22 protein-coding genes and 2 pseudogenes are annotated in these 25,137 nt (G+C 64.4%); 15 read left to right on the top strand and 9 right to left on the bottom strand.

Translation table 11 applies throughout. The features are described from left to right. Positions 1-7 precede the first annotated feature (7 nt). From phnN to phnF, 3 genes are read right to left on the bottom strand one after another with little or no spacing between them, the layout of a single operon-like run. Positions 8-559: a phosphonate metabolism protein/1,5-bisphosphokinase (PRPP-forming) PhnN gene (phnN, locus tag F6X37_RS29630; RefSeq protein ID WP_090809526.1), complete on the bottom strand. Its 552-nt coding sequence runs from the start codon at positions 557-559 to the stop codon at positions 8-10. Further along, a complete protein-coding gene (locus tag F6X37_RS29625; RefSeq protein WP_187613757.1) occupies positions 556-1,320 on the bottom strand; it encodes a DUF1045 domain-containing protein in 765 nt (254 codons plus the stop codon). The genes phnN and F6X37_RS29625 overlap by 4 nt, the downstream gene beginning before the upstream one ends. Beyond that, positions 1,317-2,075 carry a phosphonate metabolism transcriptional regulator PhnF gene (gene phnF / locus F6X37_RS29620; protein WP_090809521.1) on the bottom strand — a complete coding sequence of 253 codons (759 nt, stop codon included), beginning with the start codon at positions 2,073-2,075 and terminating at the stop codon, positions 1,317-1,319. Before phnF ends, F6X37_RS29625 begins: the two co-directional genes overlap by 4 nt. Positions 2,076-2,262: 187 nt before the next feature. On the opposite strand from phnF, the gene phnG reads away from it, so the two are divergent. Genes phnG through F6X37_RS29585 form a run of 7 tightly spaced genes read left to right on the top strand, consistent with a single transcriptional unit; the run spans position 2,263 to position 8,206 of the window. Next, on the top strand, positions 2,263-2,778 hold the full coding sequence (phnG, locus tag F6X37_RS29615) for a phosphonate C-P lyase system protein PhnG (protein ID WP_187613756.1): 516 nt from the start codon (positions 2,263-2,265) through the stop codon (positions 2,776-2,778). Continuing rightward, complete coding sequence (gene phnH / locus F6X37_RS29610) at positions 2,778-3,389, top strand: phosphonate C-P lyase system protein PhnH (protein WP_184060655.1); 612 nt, start codon at positions 2,778-2,780, stop codon at positions 3,387-3,389. The genes phnG and phnH overlap by 1 nt, the downstream gene beginning before the upstream one ends. Next, positions 3,389-4,525 (top strand): carbon-phosphorus lyase complex subunit PhnI, encoded by a 1,137-nt coding sequence (locus F6X37_RS29605; RefSeq protein WP_090809515.1) that lies wholly within the window; start codon positions 3,389-3,391, stop codon positions 4,523-4,525. The genes phnH and F6X37_RS29605 overlap by 1 nt, the downstream gene beginning before the upstream one ends. After that, complete coding sequence (locus tag F6X37_RS29600; protein WP_187613755.1) at positions 4,522-5,472, top strand: alpha-D-ribose 1-methylphosphonate 5-phosphate C-P-lyase PhnJ; 951 nt, start codon at positions 4,522-4,524, stop codon at positions 5,470-5,472. Before F6X37_RS29605 ends, F6X37_RS29600 begins: the two co-directional genes overlap by 4 nt. Continuing rightward, complete coding sequence (gene phnK / locus F6X37_RS29595) at positions 5,469-6,239, top strand: phosphonate C-P lyase system protein PhnK (RefSeq protein WP_090809511.1); 771 nt, start codon at positions 5,469-5,471, stop codon at positions 6,237-6,239. Before F6X37_RS29600 ends, phnK begins: the two co-directional genes overlap by 4 nt. An 8-nt stretch (positions 6,240-6,247) precedes the next feature. Continuing rightward, positions 6,248-7,036: a phosphonate C-P lyase system protein PhnL gene (gene phnL, locus F6X37_RS29590; protein WP_187613754.1), complete on the top strand. Its 789-nt coding sequence runs from the start codon at positions 6,248-6,250 to the stop codon at positions 7,034-7,036. 36 nt (positions 7,037-7,072) lie between these two features. Beyond that, positions 7,073-8,206, top strand: a complete 1,134-nt coding sequence (locus F6X37_RS29585) for an alpha-D-ribose 1-methylphosphonate 5-triphosphate diphosphatase (RefSeq protein WP_187613753.1) — start codon at positions 7,073-7,075, stop codon at positions 8,204-8,206. 121 nt (positions 8,207-8,327) lie between these two features. On the opposite strand, the gene F6X37_RS29580 is transcribed toward F6X37_RS29585, so the two are convergent. The 3 genes from F6X37_RS29580 to F6X37_RS29570 all read right to left on the bottom strand — a co-directional run bounded on the left by F6X37_RS29580 (position 8,328) and on the right by F6X37_RS29570 (position 11,669). Next, positions 8,328-10,166 carry a diguanylate cyclase domain-containing protein gene (locus tag F6X37_RS29580; RefSeq protein WP_187613752.1) on the bottom strand — a complete coding sequence of 613 codons (1,839 nt, stop codon included), beginning with the start codon at positions 10,164-10,166 and terminating at the stop codon, positions 8,328-8,330. Then, on the bottom strand, positions 10,166-11,209 hold the full coding sequence (locus F6X37_RS29575; RefSeq protein ID WP_262420072.1) for an extracellular solute-binding protein: 1,044 nt from the start codon (positions 11,207-11,209) through the stop codon (positions 10,166-10,168). Before F6X37_RS29575 ends, F6X37_RS29580 begins: the two co-directional genes overlap by 1 nt. Before the next feature lie 79 nt (positions 11,210-11,288). After that, entirely contained in the window at positions 11,289-11,669 is a 381-nt protein-coding gene (locus F6X37_RS29570) for a hypothetical protein (protein ID WP_187613751.1), read from the bottom strand. Positions 11,670-12,068: 399 nt separating this feature from the next. On the opposite strand from F6X37_RS29570, the gene F6X37_RS29565 reads away from it, so the two are divergent. The 5 genes from F6X37_RS29565 (at position 12,069) to F6X37_RS29545 (ending at position 18,496) form a co-directional block, all read left to right on the top strand. Continuing rightward, positions 12,069-12,851 (top strand): ABC transporter substrate-binding protein, encoded by a 783-nt coding sequence (locus F6X37_RS29565; protein WP_090809506.1) that lies wholly within the window; start codon positions 12,069-12,071, stop codon positions 12,849-12,851. A 266-nt stretch (positions 12,852-13,117) separates the two neighbouring features. Beyond that, positions 13,118-14,233, top strand: a complete 1,116-nt coding sequence (locus F6X37_RS29560) for a succinylglutamate desuccinylase/aspartoacylase family protein (protein ID WP_187613750.1) — start codon at positions 13,118-13,120, stop codon at positions 14,231-14,233. A gap of 329 nt (positions 14,234-14,562) precedes the next feature. Next, positions 14,563-15,741 (top strand): porin, encoded by a 1,179-nt coding sequence (locus F6X37_RS29555; RefSeq protein ID WP_187613774.1) that lies wholly within the window; start codon positions 14,563-14,565, stop codon positions 15,739-15,741. 363 nt (positions 15,742-16,104) lie between these two features. Next, positions 16,105-17,397: an MFS transporter gene (locus F6X37_RS29550; RefSeq protein WP_090809498.1), complete on the top strand. Its 1,293-nt coding sequence runs from the start codon at positions 16,105-16,107 to the stop codon at positions 17,395-17,397. A gap of 43 nt (positions 17,398-17,440) precedes the next feature. Further along, positions 17,441-18,496: a serine hydrolase domain-containing protein gene (locus tag F6X37_RS29545; RefSeq protein WP_187613749.1), complete on the top strand. Its 1,056-nt coding sequence runs from the start codon at positions 17,441-17,443 to the stop codon at positions 18,494-18,496. 130 nt (positions 18,497-18,626) lie between these two features. Here the strand turns inward: F6X37_RS29545 and F6X37_RS29540 are convergent, their stop codons facing one another. The 3 genes from F6X37_RS29540 to F6X37_RS29530 all read right to left on the bottom strand — a co-directional run bounded on the left by F6X37_RS29540 (position 18,627) and on the right by F6X37_RS29530 (position 23,978). Continuing rightward, positions 18,627-20,360, bottom strand: a complete 1,734-nt coding sequence (locus tag F6X37_RS29540) for an IlvD/Edd family dehydratase (RefSeq protein ID WP_187613748.1) — start codon at positions 20,358-20,360, stop codon at positions 18,627-18,629. A 226-nt stretch (positions 20,361-20,586) separates the two neighbouring features. Beyond that, the gene (locus F6X37_RS29535) at positions 20,587-21,012 is read right to left on the bottom strand and encodes a DUF1801 domain-containing protein (protein WP_187613747.1); all 426 of its coding nucleotides are present in this window, start codon (positions 21,010-21,012) and stop codon (positions 20,587-20,589) included. A gap of 182 nt (positions 21,013-21,194) precedes the next feature. Further along, entirely contained in the window at positions 21,195-23,978 is a 2,784-nt protein-coding gene (locus F6X37_RS29530; RefSeq protein WP_187613746.1) for a LuxR C-terminal-related transcriptional regulator, read from the bottom strand. A 205-nt stretch (positions 23,979-24,183) separates the two neighbouring features. Here F6X37_RS29530 and F6X37_RS38075 point away from each other — a divergent pair. The 3 genes and pseudogenes from F6X37_RS38075 to F6X37_RS38065 all read left to right on the top strand — a co-directional run. Continuing rightward, a pseudogene (locus F6X37_RS38075) lies at positions 24,184-24,426 on the top strand (transposase); the annotation flags it as partial. After that, a pseudogene (locus F6X37_RS38070) lies at positions 24,366-24,629 on the top strand (hypothetical protein); the annotation flags it as partial. The pseudogenes F6X37_RS38075 and F6X37_RS38070, both read left to right, overlap by 61 nt. Positions 24,630-24,657: 28 nt before the next feature. Then, positions 24,658-24,993, top strand: coding sequence for a transposase (locus F6X37_RS38065; RefSeq protein WP_410451439.1), 336 nt, complete (start codon positions 24,658-24,660; stop codon positions 24,991-24,993). Positions 24,994-25,137: the final 144 nt, after the last annotated feature.

Genomic DNA, 25,137 nt, shown 5'->3' with positions numbered 1-25,137 from the left:
GCTTGCGCTACGCGCTCACCTGCTCCTTGAGCACCGTGATCAATGCGTGCCCCGCTTCTTCGAGCGCGCCGGAGTTGTCGATCGTCGTGCAGCGCACGCCGGCCGGCAACGCAAACGGCGCGCGCCGCGCGAGCCGCGCCGCGACCTGCTCCGACGATTCGCGCGCCCGCGCGCCGAGCCGTGCTTCGAGAATATGCGGCGCGGCGCTCACGTGCACCACCTCCGCGCGTGGATAGCGCGCGAGCGCATGCTGCAGGTACTGCCGCGAGCCGTTGACGACCACCGTGCAGCCGCGCGCGAGCCACGCATCGAGTTCGATGCCGATGCCATAGCGCAGCGAATGGCTCGACCATTCGAGCGCGAACAGGCCAAGCACCGAGCGCGCGGCGAACTCCTCGACGCTTAGTGCAACATGCACCTCGCCATTGCCGCTCGGCCGCGTGATGTAACGATGCGCGAATACGAGCGGCTCCCCGGCGAGCCGCATGCGCGCGAACTGCAGCAGCGAATCCTTGCCCGCGCCCGACGGCCCCATCACATAGATCAAACGCCCAGTCATTGGCTGCTCACCTCGTCTTGCTGCTTGTTCGTGCGATCGCCAGGTTGCGCGCCGTGGCTGAACGGCAGCGGCTGCCAAAGCACGAACGGCTCGCCCGCCGCCGGCTCGACGAACAGCGCGGCCTGATCGACAGCGAGCGGCCCGAGCGCGGGCGTGCGCTCCCGCCACCATGCGATCAGCGTCGCGCGCTCGTCGGCATCGGCGAGCGAACTGGACAACGTCATATGAAAACGGAACTCGTCGAACACGTACGGATAGCCCCATTGCAACAGCAACGCACGTTGGCGTTCGCTGAGCGGCGCGGCGAGCCGTCGCTCGAGATCGGCCGCCGACGGCCGCGCGCGCAGCCTGTCGAGCGACTGCAGCGCGTTCGACGCGAGCTCGCCAATGCGCGTCTCGCCATCTGCATCGGCCGGTCGCAACGCGACGAAGTCGCCCAGCGTGGCCGCTTCTACCGGCAACGTGAACGGCCGCTGCGCGAGCGCCCAGGCTCGCGCGGCCGCGAGCACGTCGGGCTGCGTGACGCCGGCGCCGAGCCGGAACGGGGCGACCAGCGTGCCATGCCAGCCATAGCGGCGCGGCGCGTCGGTCAGCGCGGCGAGCGGGCGCGTCAGGCCTGGCGGCTGCGGCTGCGCGCGGCGCTCGCCGCTGTGCGCGTCGCGGCCGAGCCATGTCGAGCCGGCCTGCCACCACGCCGATTCAACCGACGGCGCGTAGTACAGCGCAAAGCGCGCTTCGGCACTCCATACGGGGCCGCTCACAGGTCATGCTCCACGAGCAGTTGCACGCGATCGGCCGCGAAATGCGTGAAGCCGTATTTGACCGGCGTGCCCTGCAGATCGACGTCGACGTTCTCGACCCACAGCACCGGCTGCTGACGGTTGATGTTGAGCCGCCGCGCGACTTCCGGCTCGGGCAGCACGCTGCCGATGCGGCTCCACTTGCGCAGATAATCGTCCACGCCGAATTCGGCCAGCGCTTTCGTCGTGCCGCCGAGGCGTTGCACGACCTCCGGCAAATCCGGAAAACGCGCGGCCGGATACCAGCTGCGCGCGTACGTGAGCGGCACGCCGTCCGACTCGTTCAGCGATTCGATGCGATAGACCGCCGCGCCCGCGCGCAGACCCAACGCCTTCGCGACACTGGGCTCGGCCTTCACGCGCGCGGCCGACAGCATCGTGCCCGCGGGCGAGTGGTGTTGTTGACGCAGGTTTTCGGTGAAACGCGTACGGCGGCCGATCGAATAGTCGATCGCGCCGGGCTGCACGAACGTGCCACGCCCCTGCTCGACGCTGACGAGGCCGAGCGCGGCGAGGCCGAGCATCGCGCGGCGCACCGTGTGACGGTTGACGTCGAAGCGCTTCGCCAGCTCACCCTCGCTCGGCAGCCGCCCTTCTTCGCCGAACCCGCTTGCCGTGATCTCTGCGGCGAGAATCTGTTCGATCTGTCTCCAGACGGCCACGCCCGCGCCGCGTTCGAGCGTCGTGGCCGGCGCCGCGCTGTCGTTCGATGTCATGGTGCTGTCATTCCCTTCGGTTCAAATGATCGCCATGACGTGCATTGTAGTGCGCGAGCCGTGATGAAAATATGAACGTCCGCCGCGCACAACAGTCCAGACAACTATGCTTATAAACGTCTAGACGTCTAGACGTTTATAAGCATAGATGCTTCAATGCCCACTCGCTGGATCGACAGGAAATCCGATGAGCCCGAGTTCCGTTCCGCCCCGACCATCCTCTTCGCCGTTGCCGGCCGTGTCTTCGGCGGCGCGGCGCGCCTGGATGGCCGTGCTGGCGCGCACGCCGCGCGCCGACCTCGAAGCCGCGCTGCAACGCGCGCTGCAAGGCCGCCCCACCCCCGCCTACGACTGGCTGCGCCCCCCTGAAATCGGCCTCGCGATGGTGCGCGGGCGCATCGGCGGCAGCGGCGATCCGTTCAATCTCGGCGAAGCCACGGTTACGCGCGCCACGCTGCGTCTGCATGCCAGCGGCGACGCCGAAGCCACCGTCGGCGTCGCCTGTCATCTGGGACGCGACCGCCGTCGCGCCGAACTTGCCGCGCTCGCCGATGCCTTGCTGCAGATGCCCGAGCATCACGACAGCCTGCATCGTCAATTGATCGAGCCATTCGCCGCGCAACAGCAGGCCCGGGGCGCGCAACAGCAACAGGACGTCGCGGCGACGCGCGTCGAATTCTTCACGATGGTGCGAGGCGACTGATGGAACGTTCACCGATTGCGTTGTCCACGCTGACGCCGGGTTTCGCGGACCCGGTCCACGATACCCAGGCCGTGTTTCGCACGCTGCTCGACGCGTTGTCGCGGCCCGGCACGATCGGCGTGATCCGCGACGTGCTGCCCGAGTTGCGCAACACGCCGGTCGAACCCGCCGCGTTTGCCGCACTGCTGACGCTCTGCGACTACGCGACGCCGGTGTGGCTCGCGCAGCCTGATCCCGCGCTCGCGTCGGCGTTGCGTTTTCATACCGGCGCGCCGCTCGTCGATGCGCCCGGCAACGCCGCGTTCGTGTATGTGCACGATGCCGACGCGTTGCCGTCGCTCGAAAGCTTCGCGCCCGGCAGCGCCGAGTCACCGGAACAATCGGCCACGTTGCTGATCCGCGTCGACGCGCTGACGGGCGGCGCAGCGGTCACGCTGAGCGGCCCCGGCATTCTGGATGCCGAAACGATTTCGCCGGTCGGTCTTCCCGCGCGGTTCTGGCAAGAACGCGCAATGCTCGCGCCGCTGTTTCCGTGCGGCATCGACTGTTATCTGGTTTGCGGCCCGCGCGTGATCGGCCTGCCGCGCACAACCGAAGCGAAGGTGAACTGATGTACGTTGCCGTCAAAGGTGGAGAACGCGCGATCGAAGCGTCGTGGCGCCTGCTCGACAAAGCGCGCCGCGGCGATACGCGAATCGCCGAACTGAGCGTCGCGCAGATTCGCGAGCAGTTGCGGCTCGCGGTCGCACGCGTGATGACCGAAGGCTCGGTCTACGACGAGGAGCTTGCGGCGCTCGCAATCAAGCAGGCGGCCGGCGATCTGGTCGAGGCGATTTTCCTGCTGCGCGCGTATCGCACCACGTTGCCGCGCTTCGGCTATACGCGCGCCATCGATACCGAAACGATGCAGGTCGAGCGGCGCATCTCGGCGACCTTCAAGGACCTGCCCGGCGGCCAGTTGCTCGGCGCGACCTATGACTACACGCAGCGTCTGCTCGATTTCGCGTTGCTGGCCGATGGTGAGGACGCGCAGCAAGACGTGACGCGGGGCAGCGGGCCGGTTCCGCAAGAGCCGCCCGAGGCGGAATCGATGCCGCGCGTCGTGTCGCTGCTCGACAAGGAAGGCCTGATCGAACAGGAGCGCCCGACACCCGACGGCGCGGAACCCGGCGACCTGTCGCGTGAACCGCTCGCGTTTCCGGCGAGCCGCGCGACGCGTCTGCAAAATCTCGCGCGTGGCGACGAAGGCTTTCTGCTCGCGATGGGCTATGCGACGCAACGCGGCTACGCGCACTCGCATCCGTTCGCGGGCGAGATCCGCTTCGGCACGATCGCGGTCGAGATGGACCTCGACGAACTCGGCGAAGCGGTCGACATCGGCGATATCGACATCACCGAATGCCAGATGATCAACCAGTTCGCGGGCAGCGGCACGGTGCCGCCGACCTTCACGCAGGGCTACGGCCTCGCGTTCGGCCACTCGGAGCGCAAGGCGATGGCGATGGCGCTCGTCGATCGCGCGTTGCGTGCCGAAGAACTCGGCGAGACGCTCGCGTCACCGACGCAGGACATCGAATTCATGCTGTCGCATAGCGACAACGTCGAGGCGTCGGGCTTCGTGCAGCACCTGAAGCTGCCGCATTACGTCGACTTCCAGGCGGAGCTGGAACTGGTGCGGCGTTTGCGCGCGCAGCATCACAGCAACGATGAAACAAGCCGCGCCACCGACAAGGAGCAGGCAGCATGAACGCGCCCGACACCGCTGTTGCCAATACCTCATACGACACCGCCGCGCACGGCTACAACTTTGCGTATCTCGACGAGCAGACCAAGCGCATGCTGCGCCGCGCGCTGCTGAAGGCAGTCGCCGTGCCGGGCTACCAGGTGCCGTTCGCGTCGCGCGAAATGCCGCTGCCGTATGGCTGGGGCACCGGCGGCATCCAGGTGACGGCCGCGATCATCGGCAGGACGGACACGCTGAAGGTCATCGATCAGGGCTCCGACGAAACCACCAACGCCGTCAACATCCGCCGCTTCTTCGCGCGCACCACGGGTGTGGCGACCACGCGGCACACGAGCGAAGCGACGATCATCCAGACGCGGCACCGGATTCCCGAAACGCCGCTGACCGAGCGGCAGATCCTCGTCTATCAGGTGCCGATGCCCGAGCCGCTGTACCGGCTCGAACCGCGCGTCGCCGAATGCAAGAAGCTGCATGCGCTCGCCGATTACGGGCTGATCAGCGTGAAACTGTACGAGGACATCGTGCATCACGGCAGCATCGCGACCACGTACGACTACCCGGTGATCGTCAATCATCGCTATCTGAGCTCGCCGTCGCCGATCCCGAAGTTCGACAATCCGAAGATGCATATGAACGCCGCGCTGCAACTGTTCGGCGCGGGCCGCGAGCGCCGCATTCACGCGATTCCGCCTTATACGCCGGTGCGCAGCCTCGACTTCGACGATCATCCGTTCGAAGTGCAGAAGTGGCAGCACGCGTGTGCGCTGTGCGGATCGAAGGAAAGCTTTCTCGACGAGATGATCGTCGACGATGCGGGCACGCGCATGTTCGTGTGCTCGGACAGCGACTACTGTCACGGGCGGCGCGGCGATGGCGATAGCGACGGCGACGGCGCTATCGAAGCGCAAGCGCCGCTGCCCCACGCCACGCGCGAAGGAGAATCCGCATGACGCCGCTTCTGAGCGCACGCGCGCTCACCAAACAATATGGCGGCCGCAACGGTTGCCGCAACGTGAGTTTCGATCTGTATCCGGGTGAAGTGCTGTGCATTGTCGGTGAATCGGGTTCGGGCAAGACCACGCTGCTCAACACGCTGGCGCTGAAGACCGAGGCCGATAGCGGCTCGCTGCACTACACCGCATCGCATGGCGACTCGCTCGATCTGCGCGCGCTGTCCGAGCCGCGCCGCCGTCTGCTGACGCGCACCGAGTGGGGCTTCGTGCAGCAGAATCCGCGCGATGGCCTGCGCAGCGGCGTATCGGCCGGCGCCAACATCGGCGAGCCGTTGATGGCGGTCGGCGCGCGCCACTACGGCGAGATTCGCCGCACAGCCACGCAATGGATGGAGCACGTCGAGCTCGACCCCACTCGCATCGACGAATTCCCCGCCGCGTTTTCGGGCGGTATGCAGCAACGTCTGCAGATCGCGCGCAATCTCGTCACCGGTCCGCGTCTGGTGTTCATGGACGAACCGACCGCCGGTCTCGACGTGTCCGTGCAGGCGCGTCTGCTCGATTTGCTGCGCACGCTGAGCTCGACGCTGCATCTGTCGGTGCTGATCGTCACGCACGATATCGGCGTCGCGCGTCTGCTCGCGCATCGGCTGATGGTGATGCAGGCGGGCGAAGTCGTCGAGGCGGGTCTGACCGATCAGGTGCTCGACGATCCGCAGCACCCCTATACGCAAACGCTGGTTTCCTCGGTTCTGCCGGTTTGAGGCTCACGATGCAATCCACTGAGGTAGTCACTGAGGTAGTCAATGAAGCAGGCAGCGATGCACGCCACGGCGAGCGCGCTTTCGCCGACAACGCGGCGCTGATGCTGCGCGCCATCGGCATCGGCAAGACTTTCACGCTGCACGGCCAGGGCGGCGTGCGGATCGACGCGCTCGCGAACGTGTCGCTCGAGGTCGAGCGCGGTGAATGCGTGGTGCTGGTCGGGCCGTCGGGTGCGGGCAAGAGCACGCTGCTGCGCTGTCTGTACGGCAACTATCTGGCGAGCACCGGCTCGATTGCGATTCGCGACACTAGCGATCACGGTCGCCCCATTGCAATCACCCGTGCCGAACCGCGTGACATACTGCGGCTGCGCCGTCGCGTGGTCGGCTATGTGAGCCAGTTTTTGCGCGTGATCCCGCGCGTGCCGACGCTTGCGCTCGTCGCCGAGCCGCTGATCTTGCACGGCGTCGCCGAACCTGAAGCAAACGCGCGCGCCGCTGAATTGCTCGCGCGGCTCAACGTGCCCGAGCGTTTGTGGTCCCTCGCGCCCGCGACGTTTTCAGGCGGCGAGCAGCAACGCGTGAACATCGCGCGAGGTTTGATCGCCGAACATCCGCTGTTGCTGCTCGACGAACCGACCGCTTCGCTCGATGCGGAAAACCGCGACGTTGTGGCCGATCTGATCGTCGAGGCGCGCGAGCGCGGCGCGGCGATCGTTGGTATCTTTCACGACGAAGAGACCCGCAACAAGGTCGCGACGCGCCGCCTGGAACTGCGGCCGCCGCTGCGGCACTAAATTGACACCAGTCCCGACTGACTACGGAGCAAGTCGATGTTGATCAGCAACACTCGCATCGTGACGCGAGACGAAGAATTCATTGGCACCGTGCGCGTGGAAGACGGCGTGATTCGCGACGTCGAACGCGGCGCGGGTTTGGCGCGTGACGCCGAAGACTGGGACGGCGATTATCTGCTGCCCGGTCTGATCGAACTGCATACGGACAACCTCGAGAAGCACCTCGTGCCGCGTCCCGGCGTCGAATGGAATACCGACGCGGCCTTCGTGATTCACGACGCGCAGGTCGCCGCAGCCGGCATCACGACGGTATTCGACGCGCTCGCCATCGGCTCGCGCTCGAGCGTTGGGCTGCGTAACCGCGATGTGCAAACGCAATGCGCCGATTCGCTGCTGCGGCTGTCCACGCGTCGACTACTGCGCGCCGAGCACTTTCTGCATCTGCGCTGCGAGATCGCGACCGCCGACGTGCTCGAGGTATTCGATTCGCTGTGCGCGCATCCGCTGCTGCGGCTCGCGTCGGTGATGGACCATACGCCGGGCCAGCGCCAATGGCACGACCGCGAGCAATGGCGCCGCTTCCAGGAGCGCAACGGCAAGATGAGCGACGAGCGTGTCGCGAGCACGCTCGCCGAACTCGCGGTCGAACAGGAGCGTTACGCGGACGAGCACCGCCGCGAGATCGTCGCGCGTTGCCGGCGGCTCGGCATTCCGGTCGCGAGCCACGACGACACGCTGATCGAGCACGTCGAACAGGCGAAGGCCGAGGGCATCGTGCTCGCCGAATTCCCGACCACGCGGATCGCCGCGCAAGCCGCGCGCGAGCATGGCATCGCGACGATCATGGGCGCGCCGAACATCGTGCGCGGTGGCTCGCATTCGGGCAACGTGTCGGCGCTCGAACTCGCGCGCGCGGACCTGCTCGACATTCTGTCGTCGGATTACGTGCCGTCGAGCTTGCTGACCGCGGTGTTCGATCTCGTCGAAAAAGCGGGCTGGTCGCTGCCGCGCGCGATGGCAACGGTCTCGGCCGAGCCGGCGCGCACCGCCGGTCTCACGGACCGCGGCGCGATCGAGCCCGGCCTGCGCGCGGATCTCGTGCGCGTGACGATGCTCGACAAGCTCCCGGTGCCGCGCGCGACTTATCGCGCAGGGGTGCGGATCGTTTGAGTGGGCTGGTTGAGCGCGCCTGACGCTCGATCACGCGTTGCTACAGTTGCAGCAAGAAGGCGCTCGCGGCGCGATCGCGGCGTGGCAATAGAAAACCCTCAGCGGCGCGGGTAAAACCGCGTCACGCGGTGGGCTCCGCCTCGCGCCCCTCGGTCGCATCGCGCGCGGCGTGCGCCTGGGCGAGCTGGGCCTGGGCAGCCCTCGCCTGCCCAGCCTGTTCGTCGAGCCGCATGGCGAGCAGATCCTGATAGCGCAGATACGCGCAACGGCCACCCGATTTCGCCGCATACATCGCGGCATCGGCGTTCAGCAGCAGTTCCTCGGCATTGCCGCTGTCGTGCGGGAACTCGCTGATGCCGATGCTCGCGCCGACCGTCATGCTATTGCCGTCGACGGTCAGCGTTTCGTTCAGCGCGTCCATGATGCGCTCGGCGATTTCTGGCGTGACCTCGGCCGCGCGCTGCCCTTCGATCAGCACGATGAATTCGTCGCCGCCCAGCCGCGCGACCACGTCCCCGGCATACAGCACGTCCTTCAGACGGCGTGCGACCGCGACCAGCACCTTGTCGCCGACCGAGTGACCGAACTGATCGTTGATCTGCTTGAAGCGGTCGAGGTCGACGAACAGCACGGCGAGGCCTTCGCGGCGGAAGCTTGCCTCCTCGATCGCGTTCTCGAGCTTCTGCATGAACAGCATGCGGTTCGGCAAGCCGGTCAGCACGTCGTGCGAGGCCAGATGCACGAGCTCGCTCTGCTTGCTGTGCAGCGTATCCATCTGCGCGCGGATTTCGCAACGCAAACGCTCGAAGCAGCGCGCGAGCACGCCGATTTCGTCGGTGCGTTTGAGCGGCAAGGTGTGCATCGCGTGGTCGGCGAACAGGTGCGTCGCCGCATACGCGAGCAGATGCAGCGGCTTGGTCAGCGCTCGCGCGAACAGGATCGCCAGCAGTACCGACAATGCGCTGAACACCAGCACCATGCGAATGATCCGCGTGCCGAGCTGATTGGCGCCGGTCAGCACGTCCTCGAGCGGCTTGGCGAGACCGAGCACGATGAAGCGGTTGCCCTCGGAACCGCCGAACGGCCGCCGCACGAACGCGAGCACACGGCCGGCCGCCTCGCCGGGTCTCGCGAGACCGTTGATGAGCACCTCGCTTTGGCGTTGCTCGAACAGCTGCTTCGTGGCCGGGAAGCTGTCCTGCATCAGCACGCGACGGCCGCGGTCGAAACCGAAGGTTTTCGACGCGTCGGGATGGATCAGGAAGTCGCCCCACTCGTTCGCCAGATAGACCTGATAGTCGCTCGGCAGATCGCTCTGCAAACGCCGCAGCATGCCGGCCAGATCGACATCGATTACGACGACGCCGACCACCGTGCCGCGCGCATCCGCGATCGGCGTGCCGAGACGCAGCGTCGGCTTGCCTTGCGCCGCATGCGTGCCGGATTCGTGATTGACCGAAATCGGCGACGTGTAGATGCGGCCCGGCGAAAACGCGAGCGTTTCGAATACGTAGGGAAACTGAGCTTTTTCCTGTAAATCGTCACCCTCTACACGCACGAGGCCATCGCTATCGCGATCGAAACGGATCAGTTCGAGACCGTGATGCTGCCGCGTGATCAGCCGCACCTGCAGATACTCCGGGTGGTGCAGCATGAAGCTCGAATACACCTGCGCGAGCCGCTCGCGGCCGAGGTTCGGGCCGATACCGTCGTCGGTCTGCGCGACGCTCACCGACGACGGCATCGTCGCGAGCACGAGCGCGTCCGCCGCGACGTCGTCGATCGATACCGCGATGCGCTGGCCGAGCAGCTCCGTCGACGTCTGCAGGCTGTGCTCCGCTTCGTTGACCAGCATCGTGCGATTCGCGCGATACGCGTAATAGCCGGTCGCGCCCGACGCCAGCACGCCGATGCACGCGAGCAGCACGGATAGCTTGAAGGTCAGGCCGCGATGCAGCATCAGAAGCGCTCCGAACGGTCGCCCGACACGATGCGCGTCCACAGTTGCTCGCGGCGCTCGATATCTTCCACCGGACTGATCCAGACGATGTGCGCGTTGGCGCTGCCTTCGGCCGGCTCGGTCAGCGTGTTCGCGAGCCCCTGGCGCTGTGTCAGCAACGCGCTCACGCTCGGCTCGAGCATGTAGTTGATCCACTCGAGCGCGAGCGGCTGGTCGCTCGCCGCGCGCGTCATCGACCAGCAATCGAGCCACGCGAGCGCGCCTTCGTCCGGAATCACGTAGCCGACGTCGGCGCCCGCACTCCGCAGCAACTGCACCTGCTGCGTGCCGTAGTTGCCGAACATCAACGCGACCTTGTGCTGGATGAAGAACGCGGTCGCCTCCTCGGGCAGCGTGTAGTAGGTCAGCAGGTTGCGGCGCAGATCGACGAGCTTGTGCGCGATCGTGCGCATCTGCGCGGGGTCGAGTTGAAACGGATGCGGATAGCCGAGCGCAAGCGCGGTGAACGAGAAGTTGTGCTGCGCGCTATTGAAGTCGAGCACCTTGCCACGATAGCGCGGGTTCCACAGTTCGAGCATCGAATGCGGCGCAACCGGAATCTGCTTGCGATCGTAGATGAGTCCCATCGACGAATACGTGAACGGAATCGCGTATACCTTGCCCGCCGAGGTCAGGCCGTCGATCGAGCCGAGCGCCTGGAAACGCGGCAACTGCTTCTTCGTATTCGGCAGACTCGCGAGATCGAGCGGCGCGAGCAGATTCGCCTGCGCATAGCGACGGATTTCGGCGGTGTTGGCGGCGAGTACGTCGAACGGCGGCGCGCCCTTGCTGTGCATCTGCGCCCACAGCGCCTCATCGGAATCGACGAGCGTGACCTCGACCTTCGCGCCGTAGCGCGCTTCGAACGCCTTCACGACGTCCGGGTCCGCATAGCCGGGCCATGCGAGAACGTGCAGCACTTTCTCGGCGGCCGCTGCGGGCGTCGCCGCGCCGAAACCCGCGCACAGCAATGCGCCTATCAGAACGCGCGACACGCGGGGCAAAACCCCGGAAAAAACGTCGCACGAAAATCCGGATGAGCCAATCGATGAAAATCCCGATGTAACGCTCGACAAAAAACCGTCAAAAAACCGGCGCTGCAATAATGCCGCGCATGCCGCGCGAGCCCGCACGCCGGCGCTCGCGATTCGTCGCTTGAAAGTCTGTTTGCAACAGCCTGTTTGATCCGCCGTGAACAACATCGTGTGCATGCATAACACCGTTGAGCAGAAAGGCCATGTGAGCGAGCGCAAACGCGCGGAATTTGAATCTTGACGGCCGTCCGACGACCTGCGCCCGAGCGATCCCCGCCTGCGCGGGCGGCCGGCGTCCAGCGCAGGGAGCATCGATGATAGCGCCAAAGCCTTTGTTTTTTGCACCGGTTCGAAACGGCCGGGCAAAAATATCGGTGCTGGTAATAACGTGCAAGGCAATAGCCTCGAGGCCGTTCTTAATTAACGGCAAATTCAGCCGCGAGCTTTAACGATCCGTCCACGTTTCAAACTCGCGTTTCAAACCGGTTTTCGGCGAACTCGCGAGAAAACCGGCGTAAATCCCAGTCGATTACGCTCGCCGGCCCTTCGTATTACCGCTCGTGCATTGCATCCGCGTTACGCAAACCCTACCAACGGTGTACGATCCGGTCACACCGGCTGGGGCGCAAGCGTTGCTCTAGAGGGCATCCTCCCGCGCCATCCGGTGTTTTACTAGCTTCCCAATATTTTTGAACTGATAAGCTTGGCGCGCGTTGCAGGCCACCCCGGCTTGCATCCTGACCAGAAGCCCGTTTGCGAGACGCGCCGGGCGTCCCAAGGCGGCACAACCGCCGAGGGCGTAATTGAACTACACCGAGGAGTAAAAACAGTGAAAAAACTGCTAGCGGCTTTGACGGTTGCTCTGCTTGCCACCGTCTCGATTGGCGCACACGCTAAAGATTGGTCGACGATCCGTTTTGGTGTTGATGCCAGCTATCCCCCGTTCGAGTCGAAAGGCGCGGACGGCAAGCTCGTTGGCTTCGATATCGACCTCGGCAACGAAATCTGCAAGCGCGTCGGTGCGAAGTGCGTGTGGGTGGAAAACGACTTCGACGGCATGATCCCGGCACTGAAGGCGAAGAAGTTCGACGGCGTGCTGTCGTCGATGTCGATGACGCCGCAACGCGCCGAACAGATCGCTTTCTCGTCGAAGCTGTTCAACACGCCGACGCGCCTCGTCGCGAAGCAGGGCTCGGGCATCCTGCCGACCGCTGAATCGCTGAAGGGCAAGACGGTGGGCGTCGAGCAGGGCACCATCCAGGAAACCTACGCGAAGACCTACTGGGAACCGGCGGGCGCGAAAGTCGTGGCGTATCAGAACCAGGACCAGGTCTACGCCGACCTGATCTCGGGCCGTCTGGACGCAGCGCTGCAAGACGCGGTGCAGGCTGACCAGGGCTTCCTGAAGACGCCGCGCGGCAAGGGCTTCGCGTTCGTCGGCAAGGATCTCGACGATCCGAAGATCCTCGGCAATGGCGCCGGCATCGGCATGCGCAAGGAAGACACCGATCTGAAGGTGAAGGTCGACAAGGCGATCGCCGACATGATCAAGGACGGCACCTACAAGAAGATCGAGAAGAAGTACTTCGACTTCAACGTGTACGGCAGCTAAATCGCCCACGCGCGCCGCACGGCGCGCCGGCAGCTTGTCCGAAACGGGCTCCGCGACGCGGAGCCCGTTTTGTTTTGCGGCTCCACATCTAGCCGCATCAAGCCACATCGTGTGGCATATCGGCTAAGATCGTGCGAGACGCGGCTCCCCTGAGACAGGTTGCCGCAGTCCGCGCATGCGGACCACGCGCGCTGCCGGCGCGCATCTTTCCCCTTGCAATCAACCACCTAGCGCGGCTGCTCCGAACGGGCCGCGAAGCCAAAACCATGCAAACCCAGACCCATCCGCTGATTGCCCCGTCGCTTGGCACCGCCCGTGAACTGACGAGTTTCCACTACGGTCCCGGCGGCGGCCAGAAAATCTATATCCAGTCGTCGCTGCATGCGGACGAACTGCCCGGGATGCTGGTGTCGTGGTCGCTGCGCCGCAAGCTGGCCGCGCTCGAAGCCGCGGGCAAGCTGCATGGCGAAGTCGTAGTCGTGCCGGTGCCGAATCCGATCGGCCTTAATCAGCATCTGCTCGGCCAGATGCTCGGCCGCTTCGAAACCGGCAGCGCGCAGAACTTCAACCGCAACTTCTACGACCTCGCGGAACTCGTGCAGCCGTTCATCGAATCGCGTCTGACCAGCGACATCGACGCGAACCGCGCCGCCATCCGCGCGGCGATGCGCGAAGCGCTCGACGCGCAGCAGCCGACCACCGAACTCGGCTCGCAACGCCTCGCGCTGCAAAAGCTCTCGTACGACGCCGACGTCGTGCTCGATCTGCATTGCGACTGGGAAGCCGCGATGCACCTGTACACCAATCCGGACCTGTGGCCCGAAGTCGAGCCGCTCGCGCGCTACCTGGACGCGAAGGCGTCGCTGCTCGCGCTGAATTCGGTCGGCAATCCGTTCGACGAGATTCACAGCTTCTGCTGGTCGGATCTGCGCGGCCGTTTCGGCGAACGCTTCCCGATCCCGAACGGCGGCATCTCGGTCACGATCGAGCTGCGCGGCCAGCGCGATGTGTCGCACGAACTCGCGGAAAAAGACGCGCAGGCGATCATCGAGTATCTGACCTCGCGCGGCGTGGTCGACGGCGAGCCGGCGCCGATGCCGGCGCTCGAATTCGCGGCGACGCCGCTCGCAGGCGCCGAGCCGCTCGTCGCGCCGATCAGCGGCGTGCTCGTCTACCGCTGCGCGGTCGGCACGTGGGTGGACGTGGGCCAGCAAATCGCGGACATCGTCGATCCGTTGACGGACCGCGTCGTCACGATCAAAAACACCGTGGCCGGCGTGCTGTACGCGCGGCATCTGGCGCGTTTCGCGACGGCCGGCCTCGAATTCGCGCGCATCGCCGGCCAGACGCCGTTCCGCAGCGGCTCGTTGCTGAGCAACTGACGCCAGAGCCGCTGCGACCGTCGCTGCTGTCGCGGCCGGCCATGTAACTGAATTTTCACGCACCAGCTGAAATAACCGATCGCCCGCCGCCAGGCGGGCGATTCGCTGCCACGCGTCCAGCCTCGCTCCAGGGTCCACCGACCCGCCCCGCCACCGATACACCTGCCTCCGGCGCACACGCAAAGTGTCGCGCCGACACGACACCGTGAAAATAATTTTTCAGTGTCACAGACCTTACTCAGCGTTCCCTTAAATTGCCGGCCATCGCGCGACGTTGCCGCAGAGCAGCGCGTCGCGATCGCCAAAATTTGCTAACTCGGAGAAGTATGTTGAACAAGAAAATCCTGACCGCCGCTACGTTTGCCGTCTTCGCCTCCGCAGCTCACGCACAAAGCAGCGTCACGCTGTACGGCCTGATCGATGCCGGTATCAGCTACGTGAACAACTCGAAAACGGCCACCGGCCACAGCAGCCTGACCAAGTACGACGACGGCGTCGCGAACGGCAGCCGTTGGGGCCTGCGTGGCACGGAAGACCTCGGTAACGGCCTGAAGGCGCTGTTCGTGTTGGAAAACGGCTTCAACAGCGGGAACGGCACCGCCGGCCAGGGCGGCGCGATGTTCGGGCGCCAGGCGTACGTCGGCGTGTCGCAGAACAACGTCGGCTCGCTGACGTTCGGTCGCCAGTACTCGTTCTCGACCGACTACCTCGGCTCCAACTACGCGACCGGCGGCCAGACCGTCGCGGGCAACTACGCTTACCACATCAACGACGTCGACCAGCTCACGTCGAGCCGTATCAACAACTCGGTCAAGTTCAGCAGCGCGAACTTCTCCGGCCTGACCTTCGGCGCGATGTACGGCTTCTCGAACACGGCAGGCGGCTTTGCCGGCACGCCGGGTACGGGCACGTCCACTGCCCCGGTGGCAGGTTCGTCGCGCGCTTACAGCTTCGGCGCGAACTACGCGAACGGCCCGTTCGGTATCGGCGCGGCGTACACGGACATCCGTTATCCGGGCCAGGCATCGCCGGCCTTCTCGACTTCGCTGGCAAACGTCAGCTTCCCGACGATCGGCACCGGCCAGATCCAGGATCTGCGCACGGTCGGCGTTGGCGGCCGTTACGCTTTCGGCCCGGCGACGCTGTGGGCCCTGTACACCAACACGCGCCTTGCACCGATCTCGGGTGGGTCCACCACGTTCGCCGCCTACGAAGCAGGCGCGAAGTACGCGGTCACGCCGGCTATCACGGCAGGCGCGGGCTACACGTACATGCACCTGAGCGGCGCGAACGTCGGTCACTGGAACCAGGTGGACCTGAGCGGCGACTACGCGCTGTCGAAGCGCACGGACGTGTACGTGCTGGGCATCTATCAGATCGCGTCGGGCCGCAACGGCACGCAGGATCTGCAGGCACAGATCGGTTCGAGCACGAGCTACTTCAGCACGTCGGGCGTCGGCGCCGACAATCAGCTGGCGTTCCGTGTCGGTCTGCGTCACAAGTTCTAAGCGGACGGTTCGCGGTGGGGAACACCTGTGTTCCCTGGCTGATTGAATCAATGGAAAGCGCCCTGCGGGGCGCTTTTTCTTTTGCGGCGCGAAATCGGTCGAGCAACGCCGGATTCTTGATCGCGCCCGTCAGCAATTCGACGAACGCCGGATCGAACGCGAGGCCTTCGAGACTGCATGCGATATCGAATAGCTGGGTCAGCTCGATTCCGCTTTGCCGTTTCGGCAACGATATCTGCCAAATATTGTAATTGTCTATAAATATCGTCCACCCCAACATCGGGTCACACGCTTCGATCTCGCGCCCGCGCCGCTCACGCGACACTGCCGGCGCGCCTCCCAATGCCGCCAGAGGATTTCGTCATGAGCATGGACTCCGTCACCACCGCCGACGCGCTCGCGCGGCACACTTCGCGCTCGAGCGTATCGCGGCTGATTCTCGCGACCTCGATCGGCAACGCACTGGAGTTCTACGATCTGGTCGTGTACGGCTACTTCGCGGCCGTGCTGTCGCGCACGTTTTTTCCGGTGCACGACCGCACCGTATCGCTGCTGCTCACGCTCGGCACCTTCGCGCTGTCGTATCTCGCGCGACCGATCGGTGCGCTCGCGCTCGGCTCGTTCAGCGACCGCAAAGGCCGCAAGGCATCGTTGACGCTATCGATTGCGATGATGACGCTCGGCACCAGCATGATCGCGTTGATGCCGTCGTATGCGGCGATCGGCGTGCTCGCGCCGATTGGCGTATTCGCGTCGCGGCTGTTGCAGGGATTCTCGGCGGGCGGCGAGTTCGGCAGTTCGACCGCGTTTCTGATCGAACATGCGCCGGAGCGCAAAGGCTTCATGGCGAGCTGGCAGTTCTCGAGCCAGGGCGCGAGCACGGTGCTGGCGTCGCTGTTCGGCGCGGTGTTGACGAGCACGCTGACGACCGCGCAACTCGAAGGCTGGGGCTGGCGCATTCCGTTCCTGTTCGGCATGCTGATCGGTCCGGTCGGGCTCTACATTCGCCGCCGCATCGACGAAACGCCGGAGTTCGAGCGCGCGGAAAAATCCGCCGCGCCGGTGCGAGAACTGCTCGCGACGCAAAAGGAACGGGTGCTCGTGTCGATCGGCGTGCTCGTGCTGACCACCACGGCCAACTACATGCTGCTCTACATGCCGACCTACGCGGCGCGGCAGCTCGGACTCGCACCGTCGTCGGGCTTCATCGCGACGCTCGCGGCCGGTCTGATCATGATGATGCTCACGCCGCTCGTCGGTCATCTGTCCGACAAGGTGGGCCGCGTGCGCATCATGCTCGGCGCCGGCGTGCTGTTCTTCGCGACCGTGTATCCCGCCTTCGTGCTGATGAACGCGCGCCCGTCGCTCGGCTCGTTGCTTGCCGCGGTCACGTGGGTCGCGTTGCTGAAGGCGACCTACTTCGCGCCGATTCCGGCCTTGATGTCCGAGTTGTTCCCGACCCGCACGCGCACGACCGGCATGGCGTTCGGCTACAACATCGGCACCACCGTGTTCGGGGGCTTCACGCCGCTCGCCGTTGCCGCGCTGATCGCGGCGACCGGCAATAATCTCGCGCCCGGACTCTATCTGATGCTCGCGGCCGTGCTCAGCCTTTTCACCGTGATGTGGGCACGCGTGCGACTGCACGCACGCTGAGTCTCTGCCTCGCGGGCTTCGTTGAACCGACAGGAACTTATCCATGCAAGACCGTTTGCAGCAAGCCGTGCAGTTCGCGGTGGATCATGAATCGCTTTGGGACCGCCATGTGGGTGGCGCATGGGGTGTGCACGTGAACGACCCGCCGCCGTGGAACAGGCTGCTCGGTCCCGTGCATGATCGCGGGCCGGTGTCGGGCGCGATCGCCGTCGACGGCCGCGTGCTGACGAGCTGGGGCGAACCGGATCGCGCCGACCTGACCTTCAGTGTCGCGAAGATGTACCTCGCGCTGCTGGCCGGCGTCGCTCACGATCGCGGCCTGTTGCCCGACGTCGACGAACCGGTGCGCGTGCGCGTACCCGACATCGGCTTCGACGACGAACACAACGCGCCGATCAGCTGGGCGCATCTACTGCAGCAAACGAGCGAATGGCGCGGCACGTACTTCGGTTTGTCGGATCAGGCGGATCACTACCGTGCGGTCAATTTCGCCGCGCCGCCCGATGGCAAAAAAGGCGATCTGCGTCCGCCGCAACGGCCGGGCACGTACTGGGAATACAACGACGTCCGCATCAACCAGTTCTCGCTCGCGCTGCTGCATCTGTTCCGTCAGCCGCTGCCCGAGGTGTTTCGCGAAGCGATCATGCGGCCTTCGGGCGCGAGCGAAAACTGGCAATGGGTCGGCTACGACAATGCGTGGGTCGAAATCGACGGGCGACGCATGCAGTCGGTGCCGGGCGGCACGCACTGGGGCGGCGGCGTATCGGTCAGCGCGAACGATCAGTTGAAGGTCGCACAGATGCTGCTCAACGACGGCGTCGCGAACGGCCACCGCCTGCTGTCGTCCGAATGGATCGCGCGCATGCGCACGCCGTGCGCGATCGCGCCGTTCTATGGCTACCTCGTGTGGCTCAACACCGGGCGCAAGGTGTTCCCGAACGTGCCGGAGTCGAGCTATTTCGGTGTCGGCGCAGGCAGTTCGTTCACGTGGGTCGAACCGGAGCGGCGCATGACCGTGGTCGTGCGCTGGCTGAATCCGGCCGCGGCGAACGAGTTCTTCGGACTCGTGCTCGACGCGGTCGACAACCTCGGCCAATAGCCATTAGCGGCGCACCTTCCAAGGCAGCTGCGCCGCGAACGCCAACGACAGGTCATAAAAAAATGCGGGCGATGCACGAATGCATCGCCCGCACGGTCATGGGCCGAGCCGTTGCCGTTGCAACGGCGCGTCAGTGCGAATGCCGCGGCACCGCGGAACCTCGACACCCCACGAGGAAGTCGAGGTCGCAACCCTCGTCGGCCTGCAGCACGTGATCGATATACAGGCGCCGGTAGCCGCCGCCTTCCGGCGGCGGGGGCGGCACATGCTGCGCGAGACGGCGCTCGAGGTCCGCGTCGCTGACATCGAGGTGCAGCGTGCCCGCGTCGCAATCGAGCTCGATCCAGTCGCCGTCCTGCACCGCGGCGAGCGGGCCGCCGGCCGCCGCTTCCGGCGTCACGTGCAGCACCACGGTGCCGTAGGCGGTGCCGCTCATGCGCGCATCGGAAATGCGCACCATGTCCTTCACGCCCTGCCTCAGCAGCTTCGGCGGCAAGCCCATGTTGCCGACTTCGGCCATGCCCGGATAACCCTTCGGCCCGCAGTTCTTCATCACCAGCACCGAATTCGCGTCGACGTCGAGCGTCTCGTCGACGATGCGCGCCTTGTAGTGCTCCAGGTTCTCGAACACGACCGCGCGTCCGCGATGCTTGAGCAACTCGGGTGTCGCCGCCGACGGCTTCAGCACCGCGCCGCGCGGCGCGAGATTGCCGCGCAGCACGCGGATCCCGCCATCGGCGACGAGCGGCTTGTCGAGTGGACGGATCACTTCGTCGTTGGTGTTGGGTGCATCCTTCACGTTGTCCCACAGCGACTTGCCGTTGACCGTCAACGCGTCCGGATGCGGCAGCAGGTTCCCTTCGCCAAGCCGGCGCAGCACGGCCGGCAGGCCGCCCGCGTAATAAAACTCTTCCATCAGGAAACGGCCCGACGGCATCAGGTCGACGATCGTCGGCGTGTCGCGGCCGATGCGCACCCAGTCGTCGAGATCAAGATCGATACCGATGCGCCCCGCGATCGCCTTCAGATGAATCACCGCGTTGGTCGAGCCGCCGATCGCCGCATTGACGCGAATCGCGTTGACGAACGCCTCGCGCGTGAGGATCTTCGACAGCTTCAGGTCTTCGAGCGCCATTTCGACGATCCGGATTCCCGACATATGCGCAAGCACGTAGCGGCGCGAGTCGACCGCGGGAATCGCCGCGTTGTGCGGCAGCGACGTGCCGAGCGCCTCGGCCATGCAGGCCATCGTCGACGCGGTGCCCATCGTGTTGCAGGTGCCCGCCGAGCGCGACATGCCCGCCTCGGCCGACAGGAACTGATGCAGATCGATCTCGCCGGCCTTCAGCGATTCGTGCAGCTGCCAAACCGCGGTGCCAGAGCCGATGTTCTTGCCGTCGAGCTTGCCGTTCAGCATCGGGCCGCCGGTCACGACGATCGCCGGCACGTCGCAGCTCGCCGCGCCCATCAGCAGCGCGGGGGTCGTCTTGTCGCAGCCGGTCAGCAGCACGACCGCGTCGATCGGATTGCCGCGGATCGCCTCCTCGACATCCATCGCCGCGAGATTGCGCGTGAGCATCGCGGTCGGACGCAGATTCGATTCGCCGTTGGAAAACACCGGGAACTCGACCGGGAAGCCGCCCGCTTCATAGACGCCGCGCTTCACGTGCTCGGCGAGCTTGCGAAAGTGCGCGTTGCACGGCGTCAGCTCGGACCACGTGTTGCAGATACCGATCACGGGACGCCCGTCGAACTCATGATCGGGAATGCCCTGATTCTTCATCCAGCTTCGATACATGAAGCCGTTCTTGTCAGCCGTGCCGAACCACTCGGCCGAGCGCAATTTCCGCTTTTTTTCCGACATACTAGGTCCTTGATGCATGTGCCGGGACCCCTCACCGGCCAATTTGACTGAAGCGGCCCGCCCGACGCTACGGCGCAAGGTTGCCGCTCAGTGTCCAGGGATGGTGAAGTGTACGGAGCGAGTTGATATCTTTCCAATTATATTTTGGGTGATATCGATATCAATTCTGGTATCGACCCACCGGGGTTCGCGGCGCGGCGGGGCTGGCGAGCAGACTGTGCCGGCCTCAGGCGTCGCCGGACGCCCGCTTACGGCCGGCTTTCGGTAGTGCGCCGCGCATGTTCTGCTTCAGATGATTCTGGTTATAGTCGATTGCGGCGCGCACCAGCGCTTTCAGTGCGCGCTCGTCGACCCCGTCGCTCTCGAAGAAGTCGATAGCGCGCCGCGCGTTGCCTTCGAGGCCTGCGTTGAACAAGCCGTCCGGGTCGGCCAGGCCCGCCCCATGCGCGAAGGTCAGCTTGACCTTGCCCTTGTGGGCGTTGGCGACCGCGATCATGCCGTCGCGCGACCATACCGGACTACCCATCCACTTGAATTCCTCGACGATGTCCCGATCCGCTGCGAGCACGCATTGACGGATGCGAGCGAAGGTCGCGCCGCGCCAGTCGGTGAGTCCCGCGATCAGTTCGTCGATACGTTCGGATGCGTTCATTGGAGCGAGGTCAAAACGGCAGGAGGCCGTAACAATCTGGCCATTGTAATCTCCGGTCGTGTTCGCGGTTGGCCCGCACGCGTATTGACTTCGATAAGCTCGCGGCCGGCCATTCCGCAGAAAAAGTCGCGTCGTCGCTCGCAATGTCCAAGCCGGGGCGCTTCTGGAACCACCTCGCACCGCTACATTGCGGCGCGCCCCTCGCCAACGCCAAAACCCAGGACGCTCTGCACGGCTTCGATGCGCGAGCTCACGTTGAGCTTTTCGAAGATGTTCTTCAGATGCCATTTGACGGTCTCGGGCGCCAGTTTCAACGATCGCCCGATTTCCTTGTTGGAAAGTCCGAGCGCAACGCAGTTGAGGATCTCCAGCTCCCTGACACTCAGGATATCTGACGATGTTGTCATGACCCTGACAGACCTCGGGGGAACGGATTGGGAACCATCGCGTGCGTCGAACGCCGCGAGCAATCTGTCGGCATAGGCCATTTCCGCGGTCACAATGCTGCCCGATCCTCGGCGAAACCGTTGCAATAGTGCGCGCACGGGCTGCCCTTCATCGACGAAGCTGTTGACGATGCCGATCGCCCCCCCAATGCTCAGCGCGCGGCCGAGTATAGCGAGCGCCCTGTCGGTTTCCCCGCATTGTTCAAGCGCACGGGCAAGCAGAAGCGAAACGAGCGCCTCGGAACCACGCCAGCCCATTGCTGCGACCGTATCGAGCGAGCGTTCGAGAAGCACGACAGCTTTGGCAGCGAAGCCTTCGGCCATCTGAACGCGGGCCTGCAGGATGCAATAGTTCGTCCAGCTCTCGATAGCCGATCCTTTCCGCCCTTCACATAGCGCTGGGACGCTCCCGCTCAGCTCGTCGGCGATCCGCTTCGCTTGCGCCAGGTTGCCGGCTTCGATCAGAAATCGCACCGCTTCGGCATCGCAGGTAAGCTTCAGACGCAACCATTGCCGGGTCAACGCGACCTGACGGCCGTCTTCGAGAACGGCCAGTGCCGAACCCGTCTCCCCGTCACGCCACAGCAGGCGTGCCGCGGCAAGTATGTGCCGCACCAGCGCACCCATCGGAGCGCTCTCCAATACGATGTTCGTGCGGCCGGCAATCATCTCCCGCGCTTTCGGCAGCTCATTGCACTCGTAGCAGATGTATGCAACACAACCGGCGATGCCCGCCACGCCAGCCGCCGAAGCCCCCAGATCACGCTCGGCGCGCCGCAACGTCGCTTCGAACGTTCGTCTCGCCTCGGCCAGCTCGCCATGCATCAGCGCGGCGAAACCATACATCGAGTCTCGCAGCAGGTCCGAGTGGTGCGGCTCGGGATTGGCTTCCGTGCGGTCTTTGACGAGGTCCCATATACGAAGGATCTGGTCGAATCTGCCCCGATAGATCAACCCGAAGAATTGCACTGTTTGCGAGTAATGCTTGACCCACGGTGCAACTGCCACACCGCAAGCGTCCACCGCGCATCCCAGTTCAAGCGCACGCTCGCTGTCGTCACCGATACCGGCGACCAGTGCAGCAACCACGTTGACCTCGGCCAGCATCGCTTCGTCGATCACGCCACCATCCGCGTGATGCTTCCGGTTGAATTCGTCGACAATCGTGCCGATTTCCTTCGACGCTCGGATGATCTGAAGCGAGAACGCAAGCGCCCATGCTTTGGCAAGGCGCAAACGCAACCGTCCACGAACGGCATCGGGCGGAAGCTTGTTGATCCAACCGAGCAGCGCGTAGGGGTCGCCGCGCTCCAGCATGTCTATTGCGCAGTTCTCCGCCCACTGCGTCGCCAGTTCGAAATCGCCGGCGGCGAGAGCATGACGGACCGCCTCGGGCCACAGACGTTGCGCCGCAAACCATTGGCATGCGCGACGATGCAGCACCGGAATCTGTTGCGGCATCTGGCGCATGAGACGCCGTCGCAGCGCATCGGATAGCACTGCGTGATAGCGAAACCAGTCTTGCCTTTCGTCCAGTGGTCGGATGAAGACGTTGTGCCGTTCAAGCCAGTCGAGCTTTTCTCCGCTTTCACCGTCTTCATCCCCCATGATCGCATCGCATACACCGGGACTGAGCCGCTCGAGAATCGATGTGTGCAGCAGGAACGTCAGAATCGGCGGCGGCAAATGCGTGAGGACCGTATCGTTCAGGTAGCGGTCGATTCCTGAACCCGGGCCCGCCAGATTGTCGGCGAGCCTGGACGCGTCACGCATCTGACCTAACGCAAGCGAGGCCAGTTGGAGACCCGCGACCCATCCTTCGGTCGTTTCGTTCAACAGCTCGATGTGGCTTCGTTCGAGCCGCACAGTACCTGTCCGGTCAAAAAACGACTGTGCATCGTCTATCGAAAAGCGCAGATCCTCGGCGTCGATTCGCATCAGCTTCTCCGGCGTTCGAAGTTGCCCGAGCGTCAACGCGGGTTCGGCGCGCGCGCCAAGCATGACGTGCATGTTCTCAGGCGCATAGCGCAGCAGACGAGAGATCACCGCCAGCACCGGTTTCGCGGTCACACGATCGACGTCATCGAGTACGAGGAAAACGCAGCGGCCGCATCCGGCAATGCCATTCAACAGCACCGAAATGACTGTTCTGATCGGCGTCAGTGAATCGAGTTTCAGCAATTGCTGCGCTTGCCACGCGATGTCCTCCGCCACGCGGGACAGCGCCGCCACCAGATAGGCGACGAACAGTTGCGGGTCATCGTCTTCTCCGTCGAGGCTGAGCCACGCGACCGGGTGCTTTTCCTCCGACAGCGCTTCGCTCCATCCGGTCAGCAACGTGGTCTTGCCAAAGCCCGCCGGCGCCGTCACGACGACGACGCTGCCTGGTCGTCGCTCATCGAGCCTGTTGAGTAAAGCAAGCCGTTGCACGCAGCCGGACGGAATACGCGGCGCGATCATTTTGGTCTGGATCAATGACACGCTCCACTCGCGATCGGCACTGTTTGAAGAGGCTTCCATGACTATTCCCCATCCCGACGAACCACCGCCCCAAAGGACGTCTCCATTGCCTGCACGGGGGACGTTTTATGTATACTTTGAATTGCTTTAGTACTAGACACGAATTGCTCGCTATCTTAGAAGCTGTTGCGAAATTAAGTTTTGGGTCTGTTAACTTTTCCGGCTTGGTGTTAACTTTCTGTCTTGTTTTGCCTGACAGGAAGCGATGCCTAAAGAACTGATAGACGACGAATTGTGGTCACTCATCGAACCACTGCTACCTGCGCGAGCACCACGCAATCGCCAGTATGCGGGCCGTAAACCGACACCCGACCGGGCGGTGCTGACCGGCATCGTGTTCGTGTTGCGCTCAGGCATTGCGTGGAACCTTCTGCCGCAAGAAATGGGATGTGGTTCTGGCACCGCCTGCTGGCGACGGCTCGTCGCGTGGCAAGAAGCAGGTGTCTGGCAACATATCCACGAAACGTTGCTGGCCGAACTGCGTCGCCGTGGCGAAATCGATTTCTCACGTGCGCTCGTCGACAGTTCATCGATTCGCGCCATGCTGGCGGGAAAAAAACCGGCCCGAATCCCACGGACCGGCGCAAGCTCGGCAGCAAACACCACCTCATCGTCGACGCGCAAGGCATCCCGCTCGCGATCATCCTGAGCGCGGCGAACCGGCACGACATTACCCAGCTTGACGCGCTGGTCGACGCCATTCCACACATCCGGGGCAAGCGGGACCTACCCTGCACAAGCCGCAAATCGTTCAGGGCGACCGGGGCTACAGTTCCGAACCCCATCGGCAACGCTTGCGCGAGCGAAGCATCACGCCATGCTCGCAAAAATCGGCTCGCCGCATGGCAGCGGGCTCGGGAAAACGCGTTGGCCAGTCGAGCGTTCGATTGCCTGGCTTCACTCGTTTCGACGGCTCAAGATTCGTTACGAACGCTATGCTCACGTTCACGAAGCATTCCTGTCTTTGGCTTGCGCCTTAATTTGCTGGACGCGCCTAAAGCCTCTATTTAACTAATTTCGCAACAGTTTCTAAGTATGTGCTCGACGTATTGCGGAGTTTGCGGTTGAGCTAGCGGGCTGTGTTACGTCGCCGACGCTTTCCGCCTCTCCTGCTCCTCGCGATAAAGCACGAACTCTTCCGCCAACGCTTTTGCAACGG

The organism is Paraburkholderia sp. 31.1 (assembly GCF_014397645.1).
Classification (GTDB): Bacteria; Pseudomonadota; Gammaproteobacteria; order Burkholderiales; family Burkholderiaceae; genus Paraburkholderia; species Paraburkholderia tuberum.
The sequence above is the reverse complement of the archived record's forward strand: the minus strand, read 5'-3'. Positions and strand labels throughout refer to the sequence as shown.

Bases quoted from the DNA above. Each gene is read 5' to 3' on its own strand.
- phnN (WP_090809526.1), bottom strand. From the start codon at position 559: ATGACTGGGCGTTTGATCTATGTGATGGGGCCGTCGGGCGCGGGCAAG.
- phnF (WP_090809521.1), bottom strand. From the start codon at position 2,075: ATGACATCGAACGACAGCGCGGCGCCGGCCACGACGCTCGAACGCGGC.
- phnG (WP_187613756.1), top strand. From the start codon at position 2,263: ATGAGCCCGAGTTCCGTTCCGCCCCGACCATCCTCTTCGCCGTTGCCG.
- phnH (WP_184060655.1), top strand. From the start codon at position 2,778: ATGGAACGTTCACCGATTGCGTTGTCCACGCTGACGCCGGGTTTCGCG.
- F6X37_RS29605 (WP_090809515.1), top strand. From the start codon at position 3,389: ATGTACGTTGCCGTCAAAGGTGGAGAACGCGCGATCGAAGCGTCGTGG.
- F6X37_RS29600 (WP_187613755.1), top strand. From the start codon at position 4,522: ATGAACGCGCCCGACACCGCTGTTGCCAATACCTCATACGACACCGCC.
- phnK (WP_090809511.1), top strand. From the start codon at position 5,469: ATGACGCCGCTTCTGAGCGCACGCGCGCTCACCAAACAATATGGCGGC.
- phnL (WP_187613754.1), top strand. From the start codon at position 6,248: ATGCAATCCACTGAGGTAGTCACTGAGGTAGTCAATGAAGCAGGCAGC.
- F6X37_RS29585 (WP_187613753.1), top strand. From the start codon at position 7,073: ATGTTGATCAGCAACACTCGCATCGTGACGCGAGACGAAGAATTCATT.
- F6X37_RS29580 (WP_187613752.1), bottom strand. From the start codon at position 10,166: ATGCTGCATCGCGGCCTGACCTTCAAGCTATCCGTGCTGCTCGCGTGC.
- F6X37_RS29560 (WP_187613750.1), top strand. From the start codon at position 13,118: ATGCAAACCCAGACCCATCCGCTGATTGCCCCGTCGCTTGGCACCGCC.
- F6X37_RS29550 (WP_090809498.1), top strand. From the start codon at position 16,105: ATGAGCATGGACTCCGTCACCACCGCCGACGCGCTCGCGCGGCACACT.
- F6X37_RS29545 (WP_187613749.1), top strand. From the start codon at position 17,441: ATGCAAGACCGTTTGCAGCAAGCCGTGCAGTTCGCGGTGGATCATGAA.
- F6X37_RS29540 (WP_187613748.1), bottom strand. From the start codon at position 20,360: ATGTCGGAAAAAAAGCGGAAATTGCGCTCGGCCGAGTGGTTCGGCACG.
- F6X37_RS29535 (WP_187613747.1), bottom strand. From the start codon at position 21,012: ATGAACGCATCCGAACGTATCGACGAACTGATCGCGGGACTCACCGAC.
- F6X37_RS29530 (WP_187613746.1), bottom strand. From the start codon at position 23,978: ATGGAAGCCTCTTCAAACAGTGCCGATCGCGAGTGGAGCGTGTCATTG.